The sequence below is a fragment of the Azospirillum sp. UENF 112521 genome (assembly GCF_058780665.1).
In genome coordinates, this window is record NZ_JBSNCI010000004.1 from 1,019,288 (window position 1) to 1,031,278 (window position 11,991).

The following is an 11,991-nucleotide window of genomic DNA, read 5'->3' on the forward strand; positions in this document are numbered from 1 at the left end:
GAAGCAGACCTTCGTACGGGGGCCGGGCGGAATTGTTTCAGACGCTATCCGGCGGCGGAGGTCTCAGGCCGTCACTGATCGTACGTCCCGGCACCGACGATGTAACGGCCATCGCGGGTGACGTAGGAATGCTTGTGCTCGACCTTGTTGGTCTGACGGTTCAGCCAGACATAGTCGATGACGGCGTTCGGCTTGTCCTTGGTCTCGGTGATCATCGCCTGGACGATGGGCTTGCCTTCCGCATCCTTCAGATCGGCGGCGTTTGATCCGGCCAGCTTCGGGTTGGCGCCGGAGGCGACATAGCGGCCGTCGGTGTCGAAGACGAACACATACAGCTCACCGCGGCGGAAGCTGCCCTTGGGGTCCTGAAAGGCCTTGGTCGCCTCGTCCGGCCCCTTGTCCTTCAGATAGGCGACGGCCTCGGCGACCAGCGACTTGGCCTGTTCCGGCGTGGCGTGATCGGCGGCGAAGGCCGGTGCGGTCAGCAGGGCCGCCGCGACGGCGACCAGGGATGCGGTTCTGCGAATCATGGATGACCACCTTGGAAGAGAGGAAGGGAGGGAAGGAGCCGACGATCCAGCAGGGGTCACTCCTCGTGCACGGTTTCCAGCCAGGAGCGGATCGACCACAGCGCCTCCTGCCCCAGCGCTTCACCGAACTGCGGCATGTAGGTCACGCCGTTGCGGATCGAGCCGTTGGTGACGCGCTCCTTGAACCACTCGTCGCCGGCATCCCCCTTCTCCAGGTAGCGCAGGTCGGGGGCGATGCCGCCGGACACCGCACCCAGCCCATGGCAGCGCGCGCAGTTCTGGTTGAAGGCGGACGAACCGATCTCGATGGCGCGCGGGTTGCCGCGGTAGGGATTGCTGTCCCGCCACTTCTCACCCAGCTTCTCCAGCCCGGTGGTGTCCACCGGCTGCGGGACGACATCGCCGTGGGCGTAAACCAGACCGGGAAGAGCGACGGCGCCGATCAGACCAATCGCTGCCGCAAGCCGAACAATCCGTGCATTCATGAGAAAGACGTTCCCTCTGTTTCTGGCCGCCCTGCGGCCTTTGCTTCGCATGAGCGGACGTTATCAGCAGAGGGACCTGCGAATAATTGGACTATGGTAGGACATAACCAAATCAATGCCTGAGATGACTATGGCAGGTGCAGACACGGAAATGGGCGGACCGGATCGCTCCGGCCCGCCTTCCTCCCGCCTGTCCGCGCCTGATATCAGGCCTTCGGCAGCTTGAAGACCCAGAGAGAGCCGCCCTGGTTGATGTCCTTCACCAGCTTGGCGACGTCGCCGCCCCACAGCGGCACCGCGCCGCCCCAGCCGGAGACGACGGCGACATACTGCTCGCCATCCATCTTCCAGGTGACCGGGCTGCCGACCACGCCGGAGCCGGTCTGGAACTTCCAGACCTCCTGGCCCGACTTGGCGTCGAAGGCCTTCAGATAGCCTTCCGGCGTGCCGGTGAAGACGAGGTTGCCGGCGGTGGTCAGGACGCCGCCCCACAGCGGGGCCGGGTTCTTGTATTCCCAGACGATCTTGCCGGTCTTCGGATCGACGGCGCGCAGCGCACCGATGTAGTCGTCATACAGCGGCTTGATGGTGAAGCCGGCGCCGAGATAGGCCGCACCCTTCTTGTAGGTGATCGGCTCGTTCCAGATGTCCATGCCCCACTCGTTGGCCGGGACATAGAACAGCTCGGTCTGCGGGTTGTAGGCCATCGGCATCCAGTTCTTGGCACCCAGGAAGGCGGGGGCCGCGAAGACCGACTTGCCCTTGGCGTCATGCGCATCGCTGGTCGCCGGGGCGCCCGGACGGTTGTCGTCGTTGTAGATCGGACGGCCGGTCTCGATGTCGATGCCCTTGGCCCAGGTGATCTTGGTGACGAAGGGCGAGGCGTTGATCAGCTTACCGGTGTTGCGGTCGATGACGTAGAAGAAGCCGTTGCGGTCGGCCTTGCCGCCGGCCTTGATGACCTTGCCGTCCTTCTTCAGGTCGAAGGACACGAACTCGTTGACGCCGTCGAAGTCCCAGCCGTCATGCGGCGTGGTCTGGTAGTGCCACTTGATCTCGCCGTTGTCCGGATTGATGGCCAGCGTGGAGGAGGTGTAGAGGTTGTCGCCCGGACGCAGGTGCGAGTTCCAGGGCGCCGGGTTGCCGGTACCGAAGAACAGCGTCTTGGTTTCCGGATCGTAGGTGCCGCCCAGCCAGGTGGCGCCGCCGCCGGTCTTGTACATGTCGCCGGGCCAGCTGGCGTTGGTCTTGCCGGTGACGGTCGACTCCTTGCCGTTCAGCGTGCCCATGTTGCCTTCGATGGTCGGGCGCTGCCAGACCAGTTCGCCGGTTTCGGCATCGCGGGCTTCGACCATGCCGATGACGCCGAACTCGCCGCCGGAATTGCCGGTGATGATCTTGCCGTCGATGATCAGCGGGGCGGCGGTGTTGGAATAGCCTTCCTTGTATTCCTGCAGCTTCTTGTTCCACACCACCTTGCCGGTCTCGCGGTTCAGCGCGACGAGGCGGGCGTCCAGCGTGGCGAAGTAGATCTTGTCCTTGTAGATCGCCGCACCGCGGTTCACCACGTCGCAGCAGGGCATGATGCCGTCGGGCAGGCGGTGGTTGTATTCCCACTTCTTGTGGCCGGTGCGGGCATCGACCGCGTAGAGGCGGGAGTAGGAACCGGTGACGTAGATGGTGCCGTCATAAATGATGGGCTGGGCTTCCTGCCCGCGCTGCTTCTCGCCGCCGAAGGAGAAGGACCAGACCGGAACCAGCTTCTTGACGGTGTCGGCGTTCAGGTCGGTCAGCGGGCTGAAGCGCTGGGCCTGCGGTCCCATGCCATAGGTCAGAACCGCTTCGGTGTTGGTGGCGCTCTTCAGCAGATCGTCGCTGGACGGGCCACCGGCGTCGGCGGCGAGGACGCCGGTGGCGCTGAACGCGGTCAGCGAGGCTGCCAGGGCGAGACTTGTAACCAGGCGCTTCATGTGCGGTTGCCTCCCAAAACTGATGATGACGGCACCGCCCGGGCAAGACCCGCCCGTTGCCGCCGGACGGGCGGGTCCGGCGGTGGCGAACGGAATCGGGGCGGCTTTTCAAGCTTTTGGCGGCCGGAGGGGCCGCGTCGCTCTACGATATTCGGCAGTGTAGACGGATGATCGGTCGGGTAAATTGTCGGATAGTAGCAGGCGTAAGCGTCAGTTCTCCTCCGGGTCACCGGGCCGTCAATTGACCCGCAGCAGACTTGCCTGCTCGATCCTTGGCCAGAGATGGGCGACGGAGCGGCGATACTCTTCGCGCAGCACGTCAAGCACTTGGAACCGCTCCGGAATCGGCAGCTCCAGCGCTTCGGCCATATCGAGGCCGGACTCCACGGCATGGCGCAGCGTGCCGTCGAGCCAGGTCAGCCAGTCGCGGGTCTGGGCGACGCAGGCCTTGTCGGGACGGATGTGGCCGTGGTTGGGCACCAGCAACCGGATGTCCAGCGCATCGACCGCATCCAACTCCTTCAGCCAGTCGGCGACGGTGGCGTGCGGCGTGGTCGGGGTGCGGTCGCAGAACACCACGCCGCCGGTGAACAGCACGCCCGTCGATTCGTCCAGGATCATCAGGTCGGCGGCGGTGTGGCCGCTCAGCGGGATCAGCCGCAGTTGGTGGTCGCCGAACTTCACGGTCGATCCATAGACCGGCTCGGTCGGCAGCGTCACCTCGGTTCCGCGCATCCAATCGCCGACCAGCCGGTACATGTTCTCGGCGATGCCGTTGCCCTCCTCCTGGATGCCGGCGATGGTGCCGGGCAGCGCCGCGACGGGCACGTCGGCGAAAGCCTGGTTTCCCAGCCAGTAATCCGGATGCAGGTTGCTGACGAAGACTTTACGGATCGGCTTCTCTGTGACCTTGCGGATGGCCGCGCGCATCTCCTCGCCATAGCGGCGGGACGGGCCGGTCTGAATGACGATCACCCCGTCGGCCGTGACGATGAAGCCGGAATTCAGGATGTTGCCGCCGTTGGCGCGGGTGAAATGCTTGGTGGAGCCTTCAAAGACGTAGGTGTCGGGGGCGATCCGCGTCGGCTTCAGATCGTAGGTCAGCGTCCCCGCGGCACATGCGCCACCCGACATCAGCCCGGCGGCCAGGACGGCGGCAAAGGCGGCGGACAGCACCAGCCGGCGCAACAGCGGCACGCTCATTGCCCGACACTCCACGGCTGCCCGACAGGTTTCAGCGACATCGCCGGCTTGGCGCCGGTCGGCGGCATCGGGATGGTCGCCCGGATTTCGCCGCCCTGGTTGTCCCGGCCACGCAGGATCAGCGCGGTGGCGTCCGGCGGCGGGCGGACATCCAGCGAAAAGACCGGATTCTCCGACACCGGCTCCAGGCTGTCGATCCGCGCCAGCGTCGGAGAACCGCCGGGGGTCTGCGCATCCACCTGCAGGGTCTCGACGAAATAGGCCGGGATGCCGTCGACCAGCCCGGTGTCGTTGGGATGGCGGATGCGCAGCCGCAGCCGCGCCACCCCGTCGTCAGCCGCCGGCCACAGCCGGGCCTGCACCTCGCCGACATGGTCGGCCCAGTCCTTCTGGGCATAGGATGCCGGCGGCGCGCTGCACCCGCCGCCCGCCGCGTCGACCAGCACGCCGGAGACATGCCAGACCCCGTCGGCGGTGCGCGCGGCGCCGCGCACCGCGGTGGCCTGCTGGATCTTGATGCGCGTGGCGATGTAGGGCGCAGCAGTGCCGGGGTGGTAGCGCAACACCAGCGGGAAGGGGTTCAGGTCGGCAATCGCCACCATCTCAACCACCTGTCCCAGCGCCGTGGCGTCGACGGAGAGCGGCACCGCGCGCGTGTCTTCCGCCGCCGCCGGAGCGGTCACCTTGACGGCAGCGTCGAACACGACCGGGGCGCCGGCGAAATACTGGTCGCGCAATATGTCCCACATCACGGACTTCAGTGGATCGGACGGGGAGCTTGCGGCGAGGGCGGGTGCCGCGACGGCGAGCATCGCACCGGTAAGTCCCACATGGCGCAGCGCGTCTCTCATCCACCCCTCCCGACCCATACGGCAAACCGTTCGCTCGTCCCCGCCTCACTCCACCAGCGGCGGCGGCGTGTGGGTAACGCCGTAGGCGGCGAAGATCTTCGCCATCGTTCCGTCCTCGGTCAGCGCCGTCACCGCGTCGCCGATGCTGTAGGCGAGGTCGCGGGAATTCTCCTTGGTCGCCATGCCGATGTTCCAGTTGGAGGTCATCATGCCCGGCAGGGTCACGGTGGTGACCGGAAACTGCTCCATCCTGGCCCCGAGCGCCGCCTGCATCTGGCTCAGCGGCGCCAGCACCGCCGCCGCCTCGCCGGCGGTCAACTTTTCGATGGCGGCTTCGGGCGTCGGGCAATGGATGATGCGGCTGCGCAGCCGGCCACCCTGCAAACCCAGCAGGAAGAAGTCGGGAACGCTGTCGATCTCCACCGCGATCGGTTCGTCCGGCAGGGTCGCCAGCACGGCGGAACGCACCCGCTGCGGATCGCGGGCGAGCGCGAAGACCTCCTGATGATAGGGGCCGAACAGCACCGCTTCCGGATTCATCAAGCCGAAGCGCTTGTCATAGGGGATGTGCATCATGATGTCGGCCAGCTCGCCGCCGAACAGGCTGCCGCGCCACACCGCCACGCGCAGATCGTCCGACACCGTCTCTCCGGGGATCTGCTCGTAGATGTCGGCCTTGACGCCCAGCTTCCCGGCAATCGCCCGCGCCAGATCGACGTCGATGCCGACCAGGGCACCGTCGCGCTGGAAGGAGAAGGGCGGAAACTCGCGATAGACCGCCACGCGCAGCCGCCCGCGCTCCATCACCTCGTCCAGCGGCCGGGCGGCAGCCTGTCCGACACCGAGCGTGGACGCAGCCCCGGCGGACGCGCAGCTTGCGGCCAGTCCGGACAGGAAACGGCGGCGGGTCACAATCGCCATGGCAGGTCCCGGCAGTGGTGGGTTCGTCAGGGAACGGGCTGGCAGGATAGCCATCGCTCCGCATAGCCAATAATTGGACTTTCGTACAAGATGCCCCCTGCTTGCCCGGCCGCCCCCGGTTCGGGAAGCCCCGGCTGGCCGGCCCTGCCCACCCCGTCTCCTGTCCATGCTTCCATAGTCGCATTCCGGAGTTGTGGTTCGCCCGATAGGCTGTACTCCAAACTGTTGGCATTCCGACGGATACGATGCGACGGATACGATGACGAAGCTCCGCCTGCCCCGCCTTCTCAACAGCGTGTCGCTGGCGGCACTCGGCGCCCTGCTGCTGGCCGGGGCGCCCGGTGTCGGCACAGCCGCCGACGTCGTCGGCGAGATCCGCATCGGTTTCCTGTCGCAGACGCCCGAGCCGCCGCCCTCCGTCGCCAACCCGGACGAGCCGGCGGCCGACGACGGCTTGGCCGGAGCATCGCTCGCCATCGCCGACAACAACACGACCGGCAAGTTCCTGAAGCAGTCCTTCGTTCTCGACAGCGTGGAGGTTCCGCCGGACGGCGATGCCGCCGCCGCCCTGCGCGAACTGGCCGGCCGCGGCGACCGCTTCGTCGTCGTCGACGCGCCGGGTGCGACGGTGGAGGCGCTGTCGAGGCTGCCGGAGGCACGCACCCTGCTTCTGCTGAATGCCACCGCGCCCGACGACGCCCTGCGCGGCAGCGCCTGCGCCGCCAACCTCATCCATGTGGCGCCCAGCCGGGCGATGCTGGCCGACGCGCTCGGGCAATATCTGGTGAAGAAGCGCTGGCCGCGCTGGTTCCTGGTCACCGGCCGCCGGCCGGAGGACAAGCTGTACGCCGACGCCGTCCGCCGCGCCGCCAAGCGCTTCGGCGCCCAGATCGTCGCGGAGAAGGATTGGACCGCCGAAAGCGACGTCAACCGCACCGCCGAATCCGAGATTCCGGTCTTCACCCAGGCCAAGGCCTATGACGTGCTGGTCGTCGCCGACGAGGTCGGGGAGTTCGGCGACTATCTGTCCTACCGCACCGCCGATCCGCGCGCGGTCGCCGGCACCCAGGGGCTGGTCCCCACCGTCTGGCACCGCACGCATGAGCAATGGGGGGCTGCACAGCTGCAATCCCGCTTCAAGGCGGCGGCAAAGCGCCCGATGACGGCGCGCGACCACAATGACTGGACCGCCGTCCGCGTCATTGGCGAGGCTGCCGCCCGTGCCCGCACCGCCGATCCCGACCGCCTGATCGCCTTCATCCAGTCGCCCGACTTCACCATGTCCGCCTTCCGCGGCACACCGCTCAGCCTGCGACCCTGGGACGGGCAGCTGCGCCAGCCGGTGCTGCTGGCCGCCGACCGCTCGCTGGTGTCAGTGTCGCCACAGGAGGGATTCCTCCACCCGCGCACCGAGCTGGACAGCCTGGGCTACGACCAACCGGAAACGCTCTGCAAGACGCGAGGAAAAACCACGCCATGACCGCCGCCCGCTTCACCGGCATATCCCTGGCCGCATTGATCGCCGCCACCCTGGCCTCCGCCGCCTCGGCCCAGACCATCTATGTGTCGAACGAGAAGGACAACACGCTGTCGGTGATCGACGGCAAGACCATGGCGGTCACCGACACCATCAAGGTCGGCAAGCGCCCGCGCGGCATCACCCTGTCCAGGGACGGAACCCAGCTGTTCATCTGCGCCAGCGACGACCACACGGTGCAGGTCTTCGACCTTGCCAGCAAGACGGTGGTCCACAACTTGCCGTCGGGCGAGGATCCCGAACAGTTCGCCCTCAGCCCCGACGGCAAGAGCCTGATCATCGCCAACGAGGACAGCAACATCGTCACCGTGGTCGACGTGCCGACGCGCAAGGTCGCCTTCCAGGTCGATGTCGGGGTGGAGCCGGAGGGAATGGATGTCAGTCCCGACGGCCGCTGGGGCGTCAACACCTCCGAGACGACCAGCATGGTCCACTGGATCGACATGGAAAAGCGCGCGGTGGTCGACAACACGCTGGTCGGCCCGCGCCCGCGCTACGCCCAGTTCACCAAGGACGGCTCGCAGCTGTGGGTTTCGTCGGAGATCGGCGGGACGGTCAGCGTCATCGACACCGCCACCCGGCAGGTCAAGAAGGTCGTCGATTTCCACATCAAGGGCGTCGCCAAGGACCGCATCCAGCCGGTGGGCGTCAAGCTGACCGACGACGGCCGCTATGCCTTCGTGGCGCTCGGCCCGGCCAACCATGTCGCGGTGGTGGATGCCAAGACCTTCGAGGTGAAGGATTACCTGCTGGTCGGCCGCCGCGTCTGGCATCTGGCGCTGACGCCGGACCAGAAGATGCTCTACACCACCAACGGCGTCAGCGGCGACGTGTCGGTGATCGACGTCGACAGCCTGAAGGTGACCAAGACGGTCAAGGTCGGCCGTTACCCCTGGGGCGTGGCGGTCAAGGGCTGAGGCACAGGAAGGGGAAGGCGGAATGACGGTGCCGGCATTGGAGGTCGAGGGGCTGCGCCACGGCTACGGCGGTAACCGCCTTGCGCTGGAGGATGTCGGCTTCCGCGTGATGCCCGGCGCTTTCACCTGCCTGCTCGGTCCGAACGGGGCGGGGAAGAGCACGCTGTTCGCGCTGGCCACCGGGTTGCTGCGGCCCAATGTCGGGCGGGTGCGCATCCACGGCCACGACATCGTGCAGGCGCCGGGCAAGGCGCTGGCGGAACTGGGCGTGGTGTTCCAGCAGCCCACCCTCGACCTCGACCTGACGGTCTTGCAGAATCTGCGCTATTTCGCCGCCCTGCACGGCATCGGCCGGCGCGAGGCCGACCGGCGGATCGAGACGGAACTGACCCGCCTGTCGCTGTTTGAACGGCGGGGGAAAAGGTGCGGGCGCTCAACGGCGGCCATCGCCGGCGGGTGGAGATCGCCCGTGCCCTGCTGCACCGCCCGACCCTGCTGCTGCTGGACGAACCCACGGTCGGGCTGGACATCCCCGCCCGCCGCACCCTGATCCGCCATGTCCATGCCCTGTGCGCGGAGGACGGCATCTCGGTGCTGTGGGCGACCCACCTGATCGACGAGATCGATCCCGCCACCGACCATGTGGTGGTCCTGCACCGTGGCCGCGTCCGCGCCTGCGGACCGGTCGCCGCGGTGAATGCCGAAACCGGCTGCGCCAGCGTGGCGGAGAGCTTCGACCGGCTGACCGCTGCCCGACCGGCCGCAGATGTGGAGGCCACGGCATGACCGGACGGCAGCTGAAAGTCTGGGGAACCGCCTTCCAGGGAATCGTCGCGCGCGAGGTGCTGCGCTTCATCCACCAGCGTGAGCGCTTCCTCGGCGCGCTGGTGCGCCCGCTGGTCTGGCTGTTCGTCTTCGCCGCCGGGTTCCGGGCGGCGCTCGGCATCGCCATCATCCCGCCCTACGAGACCTACATTCCCTACGAGGTCTACATCGTGCCCGGGCTGATCGGCATGATCCAGCTGTTCAACGGCATGCAGGGGTCGCTGTCGATGGTCTACGACCGCGAGATGGGCAGCATGCGCATCCTGCTGACCAGCCCACTGCCCCGCGCCTTCCTTCTGGTGGCGCGGCTCCTGGGCGGGGTGGTGGTGTCGATCCTCCAGGTGGCGGCCTTCCTGCTAATCGTCTGGCTCTATGGCATCGACCTTCCGGTCTGGGCGCCGCTGACCGTGCTGCCGGCATTGCTGCTGAACGGGCTGATGCTGGGGGCGCTCGGCATGGTGCTGGCCTCCACCATCCGCCAGCTGGAGAATTTCGCCGGGGTGATGAACTTCGTGGTTTTCCCCCTCTTCTTCCTGTCCTCCGCCCTTTACCCGCTCTACCGCATGGAGGAGGCCGGCCCTCTGTTGTGGTGGCTGTGCAGCCTCAACCCCTTCACCCATGGGGTGGAGTTGATCCGTTTCGCCCTCTATGGCCGGGTCGACGGGCTGGCGCTGGCGGTCGTCGCCGGATCCACCCTGCTGTTCGCAGCACTTGCGGTGCGCGGCTACTCGCCCGCGCGCGGCATGGGATCGCGGGCCCCGTCGGCGGCAGGGTGAGGTCTCAAGCTGCGTCGTGGAAGATGATGCCGGTTGTGTAGCGCTCGCCGGAGCGCACCGGGCTGACGCCATGCCGCTGCCGGACGCGGTAGATGCCGCGGGTGCCCTGCACCGGGCGCTGATCGACCGCGAAGATCACCGCATCTCCCAGCCCCAGCGGCACGACGGTGGCACGCGACTGCATGCGTGGCCGCTGCTCGGTCAGGACAAACTCGCCGCCGGTGAAGTCCGGTCCCGGTTCCGACAACAGGATGGCGACCTGCAACGGGAACACCGTCTCACCATACAGATCCTGGTGCAGGCAATTATAGTCGCCGGGACCGTATTTCAGGAGCAGCGGCGTGGGACGACGCTGTCCGGCCGTGTGGCAGCGCTCCAGAAATTCCCCATGCTCCGTCGGATAGCGGATGTCGAGCCCCATCGCTGCGGCCCAGCGGTTGGCCACAGGCGCCAGCCGCCGATAAAGCGGTGCGCGCAGCGCCGCGATCGGTTCCGGCAACGGGTAACTGAAATATTTATATTCGCCTTTTCCAAAGCCGTGCCGCTCCATCACCACCCGGCTGCGGAAAGGACTATCCTGCCCATAGAGCCCCGCCAGTGCCTTGCAGGCTTCCCCGTCCAGCAGAGGCCCCACGACGGCATGGCCAACGGAGTCCAGCTCCATGCCGATGCGCGTCCAATCCAGAGTCTGCATCACCATCACCGCGTCGCCTCCTTGCGCTCGCGATCCAGCAGGTCCCGCTTGCGCTCCACGCCCCAGCGATAGCCGGACAGACCTCCATCCGACCGCACCACCCGATGGCAGGGGATCGCCACCGCCAATGGATTGGCCCCACAGGCCCGCGCCACCGCCCGCACCGCCGCGGGCTCGCCGATGGCGGTGGCGATCTCGGCATAGCTGGCGGTCCTGCCGGCGGGAATGGCGCACAGTGCCTGCCATACCCGCTGCTGGAAAGCGGTGCCGCCGATATCCAGCGGCAGGGTAAGGCCGGTCCCCGGTGCCTCGACGAACCCCACCACCTGCGCCACCATGGCCTCGAAAGCCGGGTCGCCCCCGATCAGGTCCGCTTTCGGAAAGCGGTCCTGCAAATCGCGGAGCAGCAGATCGGGATCGTCGCCGAGCAGGATCGCGCAGACCCCGCGCTCCGTCGCCGCCACCAGGATCGAGCCCAGCGAGCAAACGCCGACCGCGAATCGGATCGTCTCCCCCGCTCCGCCCCTGCGGTAGCTGGTGGGCGTCATCCCCAGGCGCACTCCCGCGGTTTCGTAGAACCGTCCGGAGGATCCGTAGCCGGCCTCATAGATCGCCTCGGTCACGCTGCCGGCCTGCTGCAGGGCATTGGCGACGCGGGCGGCACGCTGGGCCTGGACATAGGCCCGCGGGGTAACCCCGGTCACCTGCTTGAAAATGCGGTGGAAATGGTGCGGGCTCATCCCCGCCACGGTCGCAAGTTCGTCCAGCTGCGGCGCTTCCTCCGCCTCCTCGATCAGGCGGCAGGCGGCGGCGACCGCCCCGGCACGGCGGTCGCCCTGGCTCGGCCCATCGGGCCGGCAGCGTTTGCAGGGCCGGAATCCTGCCCGTTCGGCCTCGGCGTTGGTGGCATAGAAGGCGACATTCTCCGGCCGTGCCGGCCGTGCGGCACAGCTTGGCCGGCAATAGACGCCGGTGCTGCGGACCGCATAAACGAACCGCCCGTCGGCGACAGGATCGCGACGGCGCAACGCCTCCCAGCGCTCCGCCTCGACATCGATGATTTCAGATGTGGCCGTATCGAGTGCGACGGTCATGTGTCCCTCTCTCTGCACGAACCTTACAGGTTCCGTGGGGTGATGAGGGAGCAGTCTGAGCCACCGGACAAACCGGTACACTCCGCCGCTTGCTTTTGAATTGCAAATGTACGGCCCGAACAGCGAAACGCCCCGTCTCTTTCGAGGCGGGGCGTTCGTGATCTGGATGAAGATGCAAGCATGCGTGC

12 protein-coding genes and 1 pseudogene are annotated in these 11,991 nt (G+C 67.2%); 5 read left to right on the top strand and 8 right to left on the bottom strand.

The genetic code is table 11. The annotated features are described in order from the left end of the window. Nucleotides 1-71 precede the first annotated feature (71 nt). The 6 genes from ACWPN8_RS25000 to ACWPN8_RS25025 form a co-directional block, all read right to left on the bottom strand. Nucleotides 72-530 carry a cache domain-containing protein gene (locus ACWPN8_RS25000; RefSeq protein ID WP_109450061.1) on the bottom strand — a complete coding sequence of 153 codons (459 nt, stop codon included), beginning with the start codon at nt 528-530 and terminating at the stop codon, nt 72-74. Between the two features lie 56 nt (nt 531-586). Continuing rightward, nucleotides 587-1,015: a cytochrome c-550 PedF gene (gene pedF, locus ACWPN8_RS25005; RefSeq protein WP_395454860.1), complete on the bottom strand. Its 429-nt coding sequence runs from the start codon at nt 1,013-1,015 to the stop codon at nt 587-589. Between the two features lie 206 nt (nt 1,016-1,221). Next, a complete protein-coding gene (locus tag ACWPN8_RS25010) occupies nt 1,222-2,985 on the bottom strand; it encodes a methanol/ethanol family PQQ-dependent dehydrogenase (protein ID WP_492242661.1) in 1,764 nt (587 codons plus the stop codon). A gap of 237 nt (nt 2,986-3,222) precedes the next feature. Continuing rightward, entirely contained in the window at nt 3,223-4,188 is a 966-nt protein-coding gene (locus ACWPN8_RS25015; RefSeq protein ID WP_492242662.1) for a quinoprotein relay system zinc metallohydrolase 1, read from the bottom strand. Continuing rightward, entirely contained in the window at nt 4,185-5,039 is an 855-nt protein-coding gene (locus ACWPN8_RS25020; RefSeq protein WP_492242663.1) for a quinoprotein dehydrogenase-associated SoxYZ-like carrier, read from the bottom strand. Before ACWPN8_RS25020 ends, ACWPN8_RS25015 begins: the two co-directional genes overlap by 4 nt. A gap of 45 nt (nt 5,040-5,084) precedes the next feature. Beyond that, a complete protein-coding gene (locus tag ACWPN8_RS25025) occupies nt 5,085-5,960 on the bottom strand; it encodes a substrate-binding periplasmic protein (RefSeq protein WP_492242664.1) in 876 nt (291 codons plus the stop codon). 259 nt (nt 5,961-6,219) lie between these two features. Here ACWPN8_RS25025 and ACWPN8_RS25030 point away from each other — a divergent pair, with 259 nt between their 5' ends. The 5 genes and pseudogenes from ACWPN8_RS25030 to ACWPN8_RS25050 all read left to right on the top strand — a co-directional run bounded on the left by ACWPN8_RS25030 (nt 6,220) and on the right by ACWPN8_RS25050 (nt 10,015). Beyond that, nucleotides 6,220-7,440, top strand: coding sequence for an ABC transporter substrate-binding protein (locus ACWPN8_RS25030; RefSeq protein ID WP_492242665.1), 1,221 nt, complete (start codon nt 6,220-6,222; stop codon nt 7,438-7,440). Continuing rightward, entirely contained in the window at nt 7,437-8,414 is a 978-nt protein-coding gene (locus ACWPN8_RS25035; protein ID WP_395454852.1) for a YVTN family beta-propeller repeat protein, read from the top strand. Before ACWPN8_RS25030 ends, ACWPN8_RS25035 begins: the two co-directional genes overlap by 4 nt. A gap of 109 nt (nt 8,415-8,523) precedes the next feature. Next, a pseudogene (locus ACWPN8_RS25040) lies at nt 8,524-8,870 on the top strand (ATP-binding cassette domain-containing protein); the annotation flags it as partial. After that, nucleotides 8,871-9,200, top strand: a complete 330-nt coding sequence (locus ACWPN8_RS25045; protein WP_492242682.1) for a hypothetical protein — start codon at nt 8,871-8,873, stop codon at nt 9,198-9,200. Next, nucleotides 9,197-10,015 (top strand): ABC transporter permease, encoded by an 819-nt coding sequence (locus tag ACWPN8_RS25050; RefSeq protein WP_492242666.1) that lies wholly within the window; start codon nt 9,197-9,199, stop codon nt 10,013-10,015. The genes ACWPN8_RS25045 and ACWPN8_RS25050 overlap by 4 nt, the downstream gene beginning before the upstream one ends. A 4-nt stretch (nt 10,016-10,019) precedes the next feature. Here the strand turns inward: ACWPN8_RS25050 and ACWPN8_RS25055 are convergent, their stop codons facing one another. Both ACWPN8_RS25055 and ada read right to left on the bottom strand, forming a co-directional pair. Beyond that, nucleotides 10,020-10,715, bottom strand: a complete 696-nt coding sequence (locus tag ACWPN8_RS25055) for a 2OG-Fe(II) oxygenase (protein ID WP_492242667.1) — start codon at nt 10,713-10,715, stop codon at nt 10,020-10,022. Beyond that, nucleotides 10,715-11,803, bottom strand: coding sequence for a bifunctional DNA-binding transcriptional regulator/O6-methylguanine-DNA methyltransferase Ada (gene ada / locus ACWPN8_RS25060; RefSeq protein WP_492242668.1), 1,089 nt, complete (start codon nt 11,801-11,803; stop codon nt 10,715-10,717). Before ada ends, ACWPN8_RS25055 begins: the two co-directional genes overlap by 1 nt. Nucleotides 11,804-11,991 lie beyond the last annotated feature (188 nt).